We start from the raw sequence: 14,866 nt of genomic DNA on the forward strand, positions 1-14,866 counted from the left end.
AACGGCCCTGCTTCATCTTTTCAGAAATCCTCAATTCACACGCTTACGGCCCGCAGCAAACGCTTTCGGGCCGGGGGAATCGCGCCAATTTCCAGACCGGTGAACACGTGCAACGTGTTCATGTGCCGGTCCACAACAGCGTGATCACTGACCCAGCCGCCCATCATCAGATATGTGCGCAGCAACGGCGGCATCCGCAGCATGGCCTTCTTGGCATCAGGCCTGCGGCGCAAACGCGCGGCGAATTTGAAGACATCAGGTGCCTTGACGCGCGGCAGCCAGCGTTTTGGCGCCAAGTGGCGATGTTTGAGCATTGCAAACGCATCAAGATATTCATCTGTCTCGGTCCCGGCGAAAGACGAACAGCCGAACAACATCTGCACGTTGTTCTGATCCACGAACGCAGTCATTGCGCCCCAGGCGACGCGCAATATGTCCGGATCCGTCCAATCCGGGTGGATGCAAAAGCGCCCCATCTCGACCATGCGCCCATCAAATACCTGCAGCGCTGAAAGGTCGTAATACTGAGCTGAATAGCTTTTTGCGATTTCGGTGCCATTGTTCATGGTCAGCATTCGAAAACAACAAACCAGCGCGTCATTCTCACGGGTATCCTCAACGAGAATGTGCGCGCATATGCCGTCGAATTCATCGCCGTCGGTCTGCCCCGTCGCAAATGCAAGAGTTCTGAGACCTCGGGCTGCTTCCAAATCCTGAGAGGTCCGCGCCAGTCTGGCGCGGTAGCGTCCCCGGTTCAATACTCCGACATCCAGCACATCTGCTTTGGCCATGGTCGCATACTCCGCGGTCGTCGACCTGTTCGACTTTGCCACGTCCCTAGCACAAAGATTGTGACCCTCCTGTGAAACGACAAGAGAGCGTGGGAATTTAGTTGTTCACGCCTGGAATGTTTGCCGGATTGAAGTTGCCGATGTTGCCCAGCAGCTGACGCAAGAAGCCCTTGTCCTGAACACTGGAATCGGTCACGCGACGCTCAAGCGGTATGACCAGCCCATCCTCAAGGCCATAGCGTTCGATATTGCGAACCACACCGCGCTGATCAAAACTGATCGCCACCAGTTCGCGCGAAACGACTTCGGGCCGTTTGGGCCCATAGTGGCGAATGCGTGAGGCGACATAATAGTAATCCGAATCCCGCACTACGCCGGACGAGGTTGGCGCGCCGATCGTTTCGACAACCGTATCGCGCGTATCCACACCAACCTTGATTTCTGCCAAGTCCTCGGGCGGTGGAATATAGCCATGTTTCTTGACAATTGGGGTGCAGGCCGCCGCTGCCAAAACACCGCCAAGGGCCAGCATCCTGAACGTCGGTCTAATGTTCTTTGTCACCTTCACCATTTACACCCTCTTGTCTTGGCCGCGCGCGGCTTCTATCCGATTACAGAAACCGTTGCCGTGGTTCAACACAAAGAAAGGGTCACAAATGACCGCAACCAAGCCCCTGCGCGTTGCCGACCTTCCGCAAAACGCCGCGACTCAGTTCGAGCTGCGTCCGGGCGCTGCTGAATTGGAGGCGCTAAAACAGGATCTTGACCTGTTGGGCCTTCGAAAACTGTCCTTCGTGGGTGCCGTGCAAGCACAAGGCAAACGGGATTGGATACTGACAGCCAAACTGGGCGCGACAGTCGTTCAACCCTGCGTGATAACGCTTGAGCCGGTCACGACTCGTATCGAAACTTCGGTTCGACGGTTGTTTCTGGCCGATTGGGATGAGCCCGACGAACCCGAATTCGAGATGCCCGAGGACGACGAAACCGAAGCTTTGGGTGCCGAAATCGACCCGTCAGCCGTCATGGTCGAGGCGCTTTCGCTCGCCCTGCCCCAATATCCCCGCAAAGATGGCGCGGAACTGGATCAAGCCGACTATACCGAACCGGGCAAACAGGCGATGACGGACGACGATGTCAAACCCTTCGCAGGACTGGCCGGATTGCGTGATGCGATGAAAAAAGACGAGTGACAGAGGTCTGATTTCCTGTCATAGCAGGCGCTCAGAAAAATCGCTTGAACATGCCGAGAATCGCAGTATTTTCGCGCGCTCATCGGAATTTGGGTTGGACATTGCGGGGCTCGTCCCCTAAACGCGCGTCAAACCACGAGAAAAACGAAGAATGAAACCCGGTCGGCAGCGACTCTGCTGGCCCTTAATTAGACAAAGGTTGAGACCATGGCTGTCCAACAAAACAAAGTTTCCAAGTCGCGTCGCAACAACCGCCGCGCACACGACGCTCTGGTTGCTGCAAACCCGAACGAATGCCCGAACTGCGGCGAGCTGAAGCGCCCGCACCACGTTTGCGGCGCCTGCGGTTATTATGACGACCGTGAAGTCGTCGCGCAGGCCGACGAAATCGACCTGGACGAAGACGCGGCCTAAACCTGATCGGACGCAGGCCAAGGCATGACGGATCAGCCCACGCAAACCGGACGGATCACCATCTCGGTTGACGCTATGGGGGGAGATTCGGGACCCGCCGTTGTTGTGGCGGGGATCGCCAAGTCTGCGGACAAGAACCCGAAGATCGGGTTCATCCTGCACGGTCAGGAACAGGAACTGCGCAAATTGGTTGCCAAGCGGCGTGTCCTTGATGGGCGCGTCGTTTTTCGTGATTGCCCCGATGTGGTCACGATGGAGGACAAGCCCAGTCAGGTCGTTCGCAACGGCAAGCAGACCTCGATGTGGTCAGCATTGGAATCGGTGCGTCAGGGCGATGCGCATGGTGCGGTATCGTGCGGAAACACGGGCGCACTGATGGCCTTATCCATGATGCGGCTGCGCAAACTGCCGGGCGTGAACCGTCCGGCAATCGCCATTCTGTGGCCCTCGCGCAACCCTCAAGGTTTCAACGTGATGCTGGATGTCGGCGCCGACGTACGCGCGGACGCCAAGGATCTGTTGCAATACGCACTGATGGGCGCCTCTTATGCGCGCAACGGCATGGCATTGGCGCGTCCACGGATCGGGTTGCTGAACGTCGGCACTGAAGAACACAAGGGCCGCGCGGAACTGAAAGAGGCCCACGCGATGATTACGGATTTTGCCGATCAGGCAAACTTCGACTTCGTGGGTTTTGTCGAGGGCAGCGATATTCCCGGCGACAAGGCGGATGTCGTTGTAACAGATGGGTTTACCGGCAATGTGGCGATCAAAACCGGCGAAGGCACCGCCAGTCTGATCGGCGATTTGCTGCGTCAGGCGTTCAAGTATTCGCCGCTGTCGCGGCTGGCTTCCGTGCTTGCGATCACTTCTTTGAACCGCCTCAAAAAGCGCATTGATCCCCGCCGGGTCAACGGTGGCGTATTTCTTGGTCTCAACGGCACCGTCATCAAATCACACGGCGGTGCGGACGCCACTGGCGTTTCAGCCGCGGTTAAGCTGGCATTCACTCTGGCCGAGTCCGGCTTTTCTGAAAAATTGGCGGCACGGGTTGCATCGACAGCCGAGCTTGCACAAGATGCCGCGCACACTGCGTCGCAGTCGGAAGAATAACAAAAAAGGCAGTACCCGAACATGGCAGGCCGTTCAGTTGTTGTAGGTGTTGGGCACTATTTGCCCGAGCGTGTTGTTCCAAATGCCGAGTTCGAAAAGACACTGGAAACGTCGGACGAATGGATACGGACGCGGTCGGGAATCGAGCGCCGTCACTTCGCAGCAGAGGACGAAACGACCTCGGATCTCGCAACACATGCCGCTCAGGCGGCTTTGAAGGATGCCGGGCTGGAGCCTGAAGACATCGACGCCATCGTTCTGGCCACATCCACTGCTGACCTCACATTTCCATCCGCTGCCACTATGGTTCAGGCACGTCTGGGCATGACCAATGGCTTCGCCTTCGACGTTCAAGCTGTTTGCGCCGGGTTCGTTTTTGCCCTTAGCAATGCCAATGCGCTGATCCTCTCCGGTCAGGCCAAACGCGTTCTGGTGATCGGGGCCGAAACATTTTCCCGGATCATGGATTGGACCGACCGGTCAACATGCGTTCTGTTCGGCGACGGGGCCGGTGCACTGGTTCTCGAATGGCAAGAGGGTCAAGGTACCTCGGAGGATCGTGGCATTCTGGCGACGGACCTGAATTCCGACGGACGCTACAAAGACCTGCTTTACGTTGATGGCGGTGTATCGACTCAATCCACCGGACATTTGCGCATGCAAGGCAACCAGGTCTTCCGCCATGCTGTCGAAAAACTCTCCAAAACGGCCGAAGTTGCGCTGAACCAGGCTGGTTTGACCAATGATGACGTCGACTGGATCGTGCCGCATCAGGCCAATATTCGAATCATTCAGGGCACCGCCAAGAAAATGGGCGTGCCGATGGATCGGGTTGTGGTCACGGTGCAGGATCACGGCAACACCTCTGCCGCTTCGATTCCCCTGGCGCTTTCCGTCGGCAAGAATCGCGGCCAGATTAAGCCCGGCGATTTGATCGTGACCGAGGCGATTGGCGGTGGTCTGGCCTGGGGTGCCGTTGCACTACGCTGGTGACCGGCACAAACCGGCTTACACAGCCACCTGCAATTCATTGATATTGACAGCGAATTTCCCCCCGCCATATTCTGTGGTATCAACAGGGGAAATGGTATGGGCGATAAAACACTGACCCGAATGGATCTGAGCGAGGCCGTCTTTCGTGAGGTTGGCCTGTCACGTAACGAAAGTGCGCAGCTTGTAGAAAGCGTCTTGAACCACATGTCCGACGCGCTGGTGCGTGGAGAACAGGTCAAGATTTCGTCCTTCGGTACGTTCAGCGTTCGGGACAAAACGGCCCGTATCGGTCGCAACCCCAAGACCGGCGAAGAGGTGCCGATTCAGCCCCGCCGCGTTCTGACCTTCCGCCCGTCGCACCTGATGAAGGATCGCGTCGCCGCCGGGAACCGGAAATAACCCCGAGGTTCGACTGAGATGAGCAAGTCGCCCGATGCATTTCGCACGATCAGTGAAGTTGCGGATTGGCTGGGTGTTCAAGCTCATGTCCTGCGCTTTTGGGAGAGCCGGTTTTCTCAGGTAAAGCCCGTCAAACGTGCGGGCGGCAGACGGTATTATCGCCCCAATGACATGAAGTTGTTGGGCGGCATCAAAAAGCTGCTGCACGATGATGGCGTGACAATCAAAGGCGTTCAGCGAATTCTTCGCGAACAAGGCGTTGCGCATGTGGCGTCACTGTCGCCCAGTCTTGATGATCCAGTTGCAGACGCAACTGCCCAAGACAGCACTGTCGTACCGTTTGCAGCAAATCCTCCTGCGGCTGGCGAGCAGATCAGGATGGACCTGCAAGACACTGACGGTCAGGGATCGGAACCCGTTGCCCCCGCGCCTGACACAGGAAGCGAAGCAGGCGCAGATCAGTCAGATGAACCGGAACTGGCGGAGGTGGACGCAGCCCCATTACTGGGCGGTGTCGCGTCGCTTGCGTGGAACCGGGACGAATTCGACGACGCGCTTCTGGCGCGCATTGCGCCCATCGCAAAAGACCTTCGGACATGGTTGAATCGGGTCGATGGACAAGCTGCGGGATAAGAACAAAAGGCGATGATTTCCTCTTGCCCCCGCCGGGAAAGTCTTTATGAACACTCCAACGTCGGGCTATGGCGCAGCCTGGTAGCGCGTCCGTCTGGGGGACGGAAGGTCGCAGGTTCGAGTCCTGCTAGCCCGACCAAATCACACCGACGTATATGGCAAACCGGCCAGATCCCGCTCTGGCATCAGAGGGGATCGAGATGACCGGCGTTTGCGCAAACCAACAGATACAGGCTATGATCGAGCGGGGCGAGATCACCGCGCAACCTGCTGTCATTCCAAAACAAATCCAACCGGCCAGCCTTGATTTGCGCCTTGGAACCGTTGCCTACCGCGTCCGTGCCTCGTTCCTGGCAGGCGAAGGGCGAACCGTTTCCGATCGTTTGGCGGAATTCGAAATGCACCGGATCGACATCTCGGGCGGCGCAGTTCTGGAGAAAGGGTGCGTCTACTTGGTGCCACTGATAGAGTCACTGGCCCTGCCCCAAGGAACGAACGCCGTTGCAAACGCCAAAAGCTCGACCGGTCGTCTGGATTTACTGACACGCACGATCACCGATGGCGGCACCGAGTTTGACCGCGTTCCCTCAGGATACACTGGTCCATTGTACGCAGAGATTTGTCCGCGTTCGTTCTCGGTTCTCGTTCGACCGGGCATGCGATTGAACCAAATCCGGTTTCGCGAGGGACAGGCGGTTCTCAGCGATGCGGAACTGGTCGCGCTTCACACGGAAACGCCCTTGGTGGACGGCCCTGCTGTTATACAGGATGGATTGGGTTTCTCGGTCGATTTACAGCTGCCCGAAACCGATCTGGTCGGCTATCGCGCCAAACCGCATACCGGCGTAATCGACCTGGACCGCATCGGCGGGTACGAGCCTCAGGACTATTGGGAAGAGGTCCGCACCAAAGACGGGCGCATCATTCTGGACCCCGGCGCATTCTACATTCTGGTCAGCCGCGAGGCGGTGCACATCCCGCCGATGTATGCCGCCGAAATGGCCCCTTATCTGGCGATGGTCGGAGAATTTCGGGTACATTACGCCGGCTTCTTCGATCCCGGCTTTGGGCATGCAGCCGCCGGAGGCGCAGGCTCGCGCGGCGTGCTTGAAGTGCGCTGCCACGAAGCACCTTTCGTATTGGAGCACGGCCAAGTCGTCGGTCGTCTTGTTTATGAGAAAATGGCCGAGATGCCGACGCAACTATACGGTGCCGGTATTGCATCAAACTATCAGGGACAGGGGTTGAAACTGTCCAAGCACTTCAAAGCCGCTGGATAAACCGTTAGAATTTCATAAATTTGCGCGCCTGACGCGACATTCGTTGCGCTTGCCGCATTGTTCTTTTTTGGTTTTTGCCTGCCTGCTGCATTTTCCGGTTTGCTTTTGGATTTGCAGCACCCTGACCCGGCTCGCCGGTCCGGCTTGCAAGATCAAACCCCTTGTTCACACCTTTGCTGACAAGGCGGCGCATCAAACGGCGCACGATCATGTCGATGATCCGATTTGCGTTCATTGTGCCCTCCGTTTTCTGCCTGTCTATATAGGACGTTGATATGGCCACAAAAGGGCACCGCGTTCATTCTTCCTCGAACAGTTCCGACTGGTCATCATCGCCTTCTTCCTCGGACGACCCGATCGGCACCGTGCCCGGCGGGGGGCGATTTTCCAGTAGCCCGGCAGCGCGCAGTTCCTTCAACCCCGGCAGGTCGCGGGCATTTTCCAGCCCGAAATGATCCAGAAATTGCGGCGTGACCACAAATGTCACCGGACGCCCCGGGGTCATCCGCCTGCGGCCGAGCCTTATCCACTCCATCTCCAGCAACTGATCTATGGTTCCCCGAGAAACCGAAACGCCGCGGATTTCCTCAATCTCGGCTCTGGTACAGGGTTGATGATAGGCCACGATTGCCAGCGTCTCGATGGCTGCGCGGCTGAGTTTGCGGGTCTCGACGGTTTCCTTTTGCATCAGGAAACCCAGATCCGGCGCAGTGCGAATGGCCCATGCTTCACCGACCTGCACGACACGCACTCCCCGACCCTCATAACGTTTCTGAAGCATTTCAACAGCTTGTGAGGCATTGCTTCCATGCGGCATCCGCGCTTCAAGATCGGCGATGGACACCGGTTCGGCACTTGCGAACAAAACGGCTTCGACCATGCGTTCCTGTTCTGCCATCGGCGGGGCCTCGAACAGTGTGCCGGTGCCTTCGTCCTGTGGGGCGTCAGTCACGTGTTTCTGTCCTCTTGCGCAAATGGATCGGAGCGAAGGTTTCGCTCTGCTTCATCTCCATATGTCCTTCTTTCACCAGTTCCAGCGAGGCAGCAAAAGTCGCTGCCGTTGCAGAACGCCGCCGCACCGGATCCGCATCCCAGCCGTCCGGCAAATAGGTTTCCATGTCTGTCCAAGTCCCTGCAAATCCGATCAAGGGCCGCATACGCTCCAGCGCTTGCTCCATCGTGAAAACCGCATCGCGATCCATTACAAAAGGACGAAACTCGTCCCGGGTACGGATGCGGGCATAGCCCTGCATCAGGTCCAGAAGGGTGGCAGAGTATGTCACGGTGCGAATGCGGCGCACGTCTTCACCCTGCCCTCGTTTGAAAAAGTCCCGGCCAAGCTGGTCACGCGCCATAAGCCGCGCAGCAGCGTCGCGCATCGCCTGAAGGCGCTCCAACTGAAAGGCGAGGTGCGCGGCCAATTCTTCGCCTGTTGGCCCTTCTTCGTCGGGGTCAGGCGGCAACAGCAGCCGTGACTTCAGAAAGGCCAGCCATGCGGCCATGACCAAATAGTCTGCCGCCAGTTCAATCCGCAACGCGCGGGCACGCTCGACAAAAGCAAGGTATTGCTGGGCCAGCGCAAGAACCGAGATTTTGCGCAAATCCACCTTTTGCGTGCGCGACAGGGTCAACAGCACGTCCAGCGGGCCTTCGAACCCGTCAACATCTACGATAAGCGCCTCGGCGGCCAAACGATCGGCGACCGAGATCGGGTCTTCGCTGAAAAGGTTATCCGACATATACCTGCCCGCCCATGAGGCGAGATAGTTCCGCCTCGGCGGCCTGAATGTCAAGCGGCTGCGCCGGGGTTTGCATGGCCAGCGCCCGCTCTGCGCGGGTCTGCGCCAACTCTGTCATTTCACCGGCAGCTTCAAGAACTGCCGAGCGATCTGACAGCGGATCGTTGCAGTGCAAAACGACATCACAGCCCGCTGCAAGCGCCTTGGTCGCAATCTCTGCCGGTGTACCACGAAGCGCCTTCATCGAGATGTCGTCTGTCATGATCAACCCGTCAAAACCAATCGTCTCGCGGATCAACTGGATCATCCTGGAAGAAATCGTCGCTGGCTGCGGATCGATCTGGTCATAGACCAGATGCGCCGTCATCCCCATTGGCACGTCGTTCAACGCGCGGAACGGGGCGAAATCAGCGTGCTCAAGATCTTCCTGCCCCATGTCCACATGCGGCGGTTCATAGTGGCTGTCCAGCGTGGCAAGCCCATGGCCCGGCATATGCTTTACAATCGGAAGAACGCCGCCGTCCAGATGAGCCTGGGCGACGGAACGTCCGATCCTGGCAACCTGATCCGGCGCTTCGCCGTAACAGCGATTTCGAAGAAAGGCATGAGTCGTATCGCGGGCCAGATCAACCATCGGCGCGCAGTTGCTGTCTATCCCGAGTGACAGCAGTTCATGCGCAATAAGTCGGTACCTCAGGTACATCGCCCGCTCGGCACGTGCGCCTGCTGCTGCGGCATGATCCAGCGGCGGCATCCATTCCCGGGCCAAGGGTGCCCGAAGCCGTTGTACGCGGCCACCCTCCTGATCAATCGTGATCGGACATTCCCGTCCGACGGCTTCACGAAAGTCTGAACACAAGGCGCGTACCTGGTCGGCTGTGTCGACGTTGCGGGCAAACAGGATGAACCCGAATGGGTTCATCTCGCGAAACAGGGCTTTTTCATCGGCGGTCAGGCGCAGACCTTCAGCATCGGTAATTACCGCGCCAAACCTCACCGAACGGCAACCGGGATGCAATCGGCCCCTTGTGCCACCAGCGCCGCGCAAAACTGACGCGACTCGCTCAGGTCATTGAACCCAAGGACGCGCAGGCGATAGAATGTGCGCCCGCCGCTTGTGGTTTTTTGGATGACGCGCTGTTTGTCGCCCATGTAATCGCCAAAGCGCGCGGAAATGCGGTCCCACTCTGCCTTGGCGACGTCCGGGCTTTCATAGGCTCCCAGCTGCGCCAATCGTGTACCCTTGGCAAGCGTATCCGGCGCAACATCCAAGCCAGCCGCAGCTTTTACAGCAGCGTTTATCGTCGCCTCGGTACTGCTGTTGGCTGGAATCCCGCTCTGTGTCGCGCGCGCCGGGCGCGTTACGGGACGCAGCGAGCGGCGCACGCCGGGCAAGGCCGCAATCGCTGGATCCGGTTGCAATGCAGCCAGATCTGCCGGGTCGATCGCCGGTTCTTCATCAGGCGTTGCCAGCGATGCCACCTGAACGCCCTGCTCCGGTGATGGCTCCTTTTTTGCTTCGCCGGCCAGTTCAGCGACCAACGCATCGACCGCGCTTTGCCGCAGCTTCGTCGCGTCTTCCGCGGAAATCTCTTCTTCAACCACATGCACTGCATTGGTTGGTTTGAGCACGCCCATCGGCGTATCTTCATCCGTCAGCGAAACGGGGCGCGGGGCAAGGATCAACAGATCCGCAGGAGCCGCAGCCGACCCCTTTGCGGCGACCGTATTCACCGCGAGGCCTTGGTGATCGGCTGGCGTACCGCCCGGGTTCTCTGGCTGAATGCGCATCGGACCTTCGATGGCCCTGACAACGGGAACGCCGCTGACGTCACGCATCACCAGCTGGTAACCCCAAACCGCAACGCCCGCAACCAATGCGAGGGACGCCGCCGCCCCCAGAAAATTCACCACACGTCCAAGCCCTGCGGCAGCGCGCGGCGCGTCGTCAAACCCCTGTTCTTCGTCAGGATAGTAATACGCATCCTCGGGGTGCGATTGATTCGGGTAATGCATCTGCTCGGGGCTTGCCTGCCCCGAGTAATCGTAACTCGCCATTTCCGCCTCACCGCCCGATTGCGCCTTAAAATGTGGCGCGCGGGTCATTTCTTGTCTGCCTCAGACCGGCGGTTCGGGCGGTATTTGTTACCGCATCTCCTGCGCCGGGGTGACGCCAAGAATACCTAACCCCGCTGAAATCACAACAGAAACGGCCCGTGCCAGTGCGATTTTCGATTGGCTTGTGGCAACATCGCCATCCTGGATGAAGCGCAACCGGGTTTCGTCGTTCCCCTTGTTCCACAATGCGTGGAAATCTCCTGCCAATTCATACAGATAGAAGGCGACCCGGTGCGGTTCGTTGGTCCGCGCTGCGATTTCGACCAGACGTGGCCATTCTGCCAGCTTCTTGGCAACAGTCAGCTCAGAGGCGTGGTCGATTTTGCCCAAATCGGCCCCAACAAGGGTCGCATCATCAGCAGCAATCCCAGCCTCGGCTGCACGGCGCAGCACGCTCATGACCCGGGCATGGGCATATTGCACGTAGAAGACGGGATTCTCGCGGCTCTGCTCCAACACTTTATCAAAGTCGAAATCCAGCGGTGCGTCGTTTTTGCGGGTCAGCATGACAAACCGGGTCACATCCGGGCCCACCTGATCGACCACGTCGCGCAGGGTCACAAAGTTGCCAGCCCGCTTGGACATCTTGAACGGTTCACCGTTTTTCCACAGCTTCACCAATTGGGTCAGCTTGATATCCAGCGACACCTTGCCGTCAGACAGCGCCGAAACCGCCGCCTTCATCCGCTTGACGTAGCCGCCGTGATCTGCCCCGAACACGTCAATCAGCGCATCAAAGCCCCGGCTTACCTTGTCATAGTGGTAGGCAATATCCGGGGCGAAATACGTCCAGCTGCCATCCGATTTCTTGACCGGGCGGTCGACATCATCGCCGTGTTCGGTCGATTTGAACAGGGTTTGCTCGCGCGGCTCCCAATCTTCGGGCTTTTTGCCCTTTGGAGGCTCAAGCACGCCCTCATAAATCAGGCCCTTGTCCGTCAGCGATTGTAGCGCCGCCTCGATCCGGCCCGTGCCATAGAGCGATTTTTCCGAGAAGAAGACATCCATCTCGACACCCAGCGCCTTCAGATCGGCCCGGATCAGGTCCATCATCGCGTCCGTCGAGAACTCGCGCAGTTCTTGCAGCCAGTCGCTTTCAGGCTTGTCGATCAGGCTGTCGCCATATTTCTCTTTGATCGCCTCTCCGATCGGGATCAGGTAATCGCCCGGATAAAGCCCCTCGGCAATTTCAGGACTCAGCCCGTTGGCCTCGCGATACCGTTCATAAGCCGACCGGGCCAGCACATCCACCTGCGCGCCGCCATCGTTGATGTAGTATTCGCGGGTGACGTCATGGCCGGAATAGGCCAGCAGGCTTGCCAGCGCGTCACCGAACACCGCACCCCGCGTATGACCCACATGCAGCGGCCCGGTCGGGTTGGCAGACACGTATTCGACATTCACCTTTTGACCATGTCCCATGGTGGAACGGCCATAATCGGTGCCCTTTTCCAGCACCGACACCAGAACGCCTTGCCAGACCGAGGGGGCCAACCGGAGGTTCAGAAACCCCGGCCCGGCGACTTCGGCGCTGGTGATCCGATCGTCCGCCGCCAGCTTTTCAGCCAACATATCGGCAATGTCGCGCGGCTTCATCTTGGCGGCTTTCGCCAACACCATCGCGGCATTGGTCGCCATGTCGCCATGCGCCGCGTCACGCGGGGGTTCGACAGTCACGTTGTCAAAGCTCAACCCCTCGGGCAGCGCGCCTTCGGACTGCATCTGTGCCAGCGCGTCCAGAACAAGGGCGCGGATCTCGGAAAACAGGTTCATTTCGAATGTCCTTTTGCTTGCCGGGCGGTTTACCACGCAAAGCGCCAAGGTCAATGGACGCCTAAAGTTTGGGCTTGGTTTGGCGGCTCTGGCGGGTACTCTCGGCTCATCGCAGCCAACCCCGGAGCCGACCCCATGCGCCTTGCCCTGCCCTTTGCCGTGTTAATGACCGCCGCTTCGCCGATCTGGGCCGATATGCCCGCGCCGCAAGGCCATGTTCTGCTGACACTCGGCGGCGCGGTCACCGAAACCAACCTGCCAGCCCGCGGCGAAAATGACGGCGGATTACTGGGGTTTCTTGACGTGCAGCACAACGGGGCAGCCGGGTTTGACGCGAACGCATTGGACGCGCTGGACCAGGTCGAGATCACGATCCCTTATGGCCCTGAAGGCAATCAAAGGGACATCCGATTTTCAGGTCCGCGCCTTGCGGATGTCATGGAAATGGCCGGCGCAAAAGGAAAGACCGCAAGGCCGATGGCGATGGATGGCTATCAATCCGAAATCGGTTGGGACAGCATCGCCGAACATCAACCCATCGTGGCAACCCACGCTGACGGCGCCCCGATGGGGATCGGCGGCTATGGTCCAACGATGATCGTTTTTCCCCCGACCGACGACGAAGACCTGGCGCTACAACAAGCCGGTCAACAGGTTTGGGCGTTGGCCTATATCGAGGTTGAGTAATCAGCTCCTGTCAGCCGAGCATGATCCTGCAACGCAAACCGGTCCGTCATCCCGGCAATATAGTCAGATACAATTCTTGCCAGCGCGATCTCATTTTGCGCCGCTTCGATTTCCTTGTGCCATCGCGCAGGCATCTGTTTGGGATCGCCAAGGTAGATCGGGAACAGATCTTCGACCACTTTCCCTACTTTGGCCCGCACGTCCATCACGCTGGGTGCGCGGTACATACGTTCGAAAAGGAAGCCTCGGATCTCTTTCAGCTGCGCCCACAGCTCCGTTGAAAACCGGATAACAGGATATCCAAGCATGCGAATGTCTTCGACGGTCTGCGCATTCGATCCCGCAATCAGCGCCCCTGATGTATCGATGACATCCGCAACCATCACGCCAAACACCCGACGCAGCGCCTCATGCCTGCGGCGGTACGGATCCAGACCGGGATATCTGTGATCAACCCGGGCATAACACGCGCCAACGATCGGCAATTCCTCTATTTCCGCGTCGGTGAAAAGCCCTGCGCGCAAACCGTCCAGAAGGTCGTGATTGTTATAGGCAATATCATCGGACAAAGCTGCAACCTGCGCCTCGGCACTGGCATGGGTGTGCAGTTCAAGATCGAACCCGCCATTGCATTCGGCCAGCGCCCACGGCAGTTCGCCCGTGACCGGCCCGTTGTGTTTAGCGATGCCTTCCAGGCACTCCCAGGTCAGGTTGCACCCATCAAACTCGGCATAGTGCCGCTCAAGTTTGGTCACGATTCGAATGGCTTGCGCGTTATGATCAAACCCGCCGTAGGGCTGCATGAGCGCGTGCAGCGCGTCTTCGCCGGTATGCCCAAACGGAGTGTGCCCAAGGTCATGCGCCAAGGCGACAGCCTCCGTCAATCCCGGATTCAGGCCCAAGGCGCCCGCAATTGTCCGTGCGACCTGCGCCACCTCTATGGAATGAGTCAGGCGGGTGCGATAGCTATCGCCCTCATGTTCGACGAAGACTTGTGTCTTGTGCTTGAGACGTCGAAATGCGCTGGCGTGGATGATCCGATCTCGGTCCCGCTGAAAGCATGACCGGAAACTGCTTTCATCTTCGGGCACAAGCCGTCCCCGCGCCCGGCCCGGATCCGAAGCAAAACCCGCTCGTTCCAATCGTCTTGTCCTTGTCGCCAGTCCTTTGGTTCCATATATTGTACAGTGCTGAGGAAATAAACCTTTGGAGTCCGGCATGAATCTGCCTCCGACAGTTACAGAGCGCGCATTTGAGCGGCTGGCCGAAATTGGCGCTGCAGACCAGGGTCAGGCCCTGCGGGTCGCCGTTGAAGGCGGCGGATGTTCCGGATTTCAATACGAAATCGCGCTGGATAAACCGAAAGAAGACGATCTTGTGTTGGAAGGTAAAGGGCAGAAAGTAATCGTTGACGCCATCTCACTGCCGTTTCTGGAAAACGCTGTCATCGACTTTACACAAGAACTCATCGGGGCGCGATTTGTGATCGACAATCCGAACGCCACGTCATCCTGCGGCTGCGGTACATCCTTTTCGATGTAGCACCAGGTGGGGGCTTTGCCCCCACACCCCCAGGATATTTTAGCCAGATGAAGCTGGGATCCGCTCTCTGACTGACCTGTCAGAGAGCTTCACCTGGCTCGGTCATCGGCGTCCCCGCCTGTACCGCTCGACCTTTTTTGGACGATTTGGTTAAGAATCCGTTTCTTCATCTGGCCAAAAAATATCCCGGA

At 58.4% G+C, this 14,866-nt stretch carries 18 protein-coding genes and 1 tRNA gene; 10 read left to right on the forward strand and 9 right to left on the reverse strand.

All coding sequences use genetic code 11. From position 1 onward, the window contains the following. Positions 1 to 35 precede the first annotated feature (35 nt). Together RA28_RS17080 and RA28_RS17085 are read right to left on the reverse strand one after the other, a co-directional pair. Positions 36 to 791: a GNAT family N-acetyltransferase gene (locus tag RA28_RS17080; RefSeq protein ID WP_052261504.1), complete on the reverse strand. Its 756-nt coding sequence runs from the start codon at positions 789 to 791 to the stop codon at positions 36 to 38. Positions 792 to 888: 97 nt separating this feature from the next. Beyond that, positions 889 to 1,362: an outer membrane protein assembly factor BamE gene (locus RA28_RS17085; protein WP_039531227.1), complete on the reverse strand. Its 474-nt coding sequence runs from the start codon at positions 1,360 to 1,362 to the stop codon at positions 889 to 891. 85 nt (positions 1,363 to 1,447) lie between these two features. Between RA28_RS17085 and RA28_RS17090 the strand changes: the two genes are divergently transcribed. The 8 genes from RA28_RS17090 (at position 1,448) to RA28_RS17125 (ending at position 6,816) form a co-directional block, all read left to right on the forward strand. Further along, entirely contained in the window at positions 1,448 to 1,984 is a 537-nt protein-coding gene (locus RA28_RS17090) for a YceD family protein (protein WP_039531229.1), read from the forward strand. Between the two features lie 207 nt (positions 1,985 to 2,191). Beyond that, positions 2,192 to 2,398, forward strand: coding sequence for a 50S ribosomal protein L32 (gene rpmF / locus RA28_RS17095; protein ID WP_039531231.1), 207 nt, complete (start codon positions 2,192 to 2,194; stop codon positions 2,396 to 2,398). Between the two features lie 24 nt (positions 2,399 to 2,422). Beyond that, positions 2,423 to 3,511 carry a phosphate acyltransferase PlsX gene (gene plsX / locus RA28_RS17100; protein WP_039531234.1) on the forward strand — a complete coding sequence of 363 codons (1,089 nt, stop codon included), beginning with the start codon at positions 2,423 to 2,425 and terminating at the stop codon, positions 3,509 to 3,511. Positions 3,512 to 3,532: 21 nt separating this feature from the next. Then, a complete protein-coding gene (locus tag RA28_RS17105; protein WP_039531237.1) occupies positions 3,533 to 4,504 on the forward strand; it encodes a beta-ketoacyl-ACP synthase III in 972 nt (323 codons plus the stop codon). Between the two features lie 96 nt (positions 4,505 to 4,600). Continuing rightward, positions 4,601 to 4,903 (forward strand): integration host factor subunit alpha, encoded by a 303-nt coding sequence (gene ihfA, locus RA28_RS17110; RefSeq protein WP_008755922.1) that lies wholly within the window; start codon positions 4,601 to 4,603, stop codon positions 4,901 to 4,903. A gap of 18 nt (positions 4,904 to 4,921) precedes the next feature. After that, on the forward strand, positions 4,922 to 5,536 hold the full coding sequence (locus RA28_RS17115; protein WP_039531243.1) for a MerR family transcriptional regulator: 615 nt from the start codon (positions 4,922 to 4,924) through the stop codon (positions 5,534 to 5,536). Between the two features lie 62 nt (positions 5,537 to 5,598). Then, positions 5,599 to 5,675: transfer RNA gene (locus tag RA28_RS17120), tRNA-Pro, on the forward strand. Between the two features lie 61 nt (positions 5,676 to 5,736). Further along, entirely contained in the window at positions 5,737 to 6,816 is a 1,080-nt protein-coding gene (locus tag RA28_RS17125) for a 2'-deoxycytidine 5'-triphosphate deaminase (RefSeq protein ID WP_039531808.1), read from the forward strand. Positions 6,817 to 6,820: 4 nt separating this feature from the next. On the opposite strand, the gene RA28_RS17130 is transcribed toward RA28_RS17125, so the two are convergent. The 6 genes from RA28_RS17130 to argS form a co-directional block, all read right to left on the reverse strand. Further along, the gene (locus RA28_RS17130) at positions 6,821 to 7,051 is read right to left on the reverse strand and encodes a hypothetical protein (RefSeq protein ID WP_039531810.1); all 231 of its coding nucleotides are present in this window, start codon (positions 7,049 to 7,051) and stop codon (positions 6,821 to 6,823) included. A gap of 63 nt (positions 7,052 to 7,114) precedes the next feature. Beyond that, positions 7,115 to 7,768: an SMC-Scp complex subunit ScpB gene (gene scpB / locus RA28_RS17135; protein WP_039531246.1), complete on the reverse strand. Its 654-nt coding sequence runs from the start codon at positions 7,766 to 7,768 to the stop codon at positions 7,115 to 7,117. Continuing rightward, entirely contained in the window at positions 7,761 to 8,555 is a 795-nt protein-coding gene (locus RA28_RS17140) for a segregation and condensation protein A (protein WP_039531249.1), read from the reverse strand. Before RA28_RS17140 ends, scpB begins: the two co-directional genes overlap by 8 nt. Beyond that, on the reverse strand, positions 8,545 to 9,552 hold the full coding sequence (gene nagZ, locus RA28_RS17145; RefSeq protein ID WP_039531252.1) for a beta-N-acetylhexosaminidase: 1,008 nt from the start codon (positions 9,550 to 9,552) through the stop codon (positions 8,545 to 8,547). The genes RA28_RS17140 and nagZ overlap by 11 nt, the downstream gene beginning before the upstream one ends. Next, positions 9,549 to 10,661 (reverse strand): SPOR domain-containing protein, encoded by a 1,113-nt coding sequence (locus tag RA28_RS17150; protein ID WP_241481154.1) that lies wholly within the window; start codon positions 10,659 to 10,661, stop codon positions 9,549 to 9,551. The genes nagZ and RA28_RS17150 overlap by 4 nt, the downstream gene beginning before the upstream one ends. A 39-nt stretch (positions 10,662 to 10,700) precedes the next feature. Continuing rightward, on the reverse strand, positions 10,701 to 12,446 hold the full coding sequence (gene argS / locus RA28_RS17155) for an arginine--tRNA ligase (RefSeq protein WP_039531812.1): 1,746 nt from the start codon (positions 12,444 to 12,446) through the stop codon (positions 10,701 to 10,703). 135 nt (positions 12,447 to 12,581) lie between these two features. On the opposite strand from argS, the gene RA28_RS17160 reads away from it, so the two are divergent. Continuing rightward, on the forward strand, positions 12,582 to 13,133 hold the full coding sequence (locus RA28_RS17160) for a hypothetical protein (protein WP_039531256.1): 552 nt from the start codon (positions 12,582 to 12,584) through the stop codon (positions 13,131 to 13,133). Here the strand turns inward: RA28_RS17160 and RA28_RS17165 are convergent. Next, complete coding sequence (locus RA28_RS17165) at positions 13,115 to 14,275, reverse strand: deoxyguanosinetriphosphate triphosphohydrolase (protein ID WP_039531258.1); 1,161 nt, start codon at positions 14,273 to 14,275, stop codon at positions 13,115 to 13,117. The two genes, RA28_RS17160 and RA28_RS17165, sit on opposite strands and share 19 nt — an antisense overlap. A 76-nt stretch (positions 14,276 to 14,351) precedes the next feature. Between RA28_RS17165 and RA28_RS17170 the strand changes: the two genes are divergently transcribed. Next, on the forward strand, positions 14,352 to 14,675 hold the full coding sequence (locus tag RA28_RS17170) for a HesB/IscA family protein (protein ID WP_039531260.1): 324 nt from the start codon (positions 14,352 to 14,354) through the stop codon (positions 14,673 to 14,675). The last annotated feature ends 191 nt before the right edge of the window (positions 14,676 to 14,866 follow it).

The sequence above is a fragment of the Ruegeria sp. ANG-S4 genome, assembly GCF_000814005.1.
Taxonomy (GTDB): Bacteria; Pseudomonadota; Alphaproteobacteria; order Rhodobacterales; family Rhodobacteraceae; genus Ruegeria.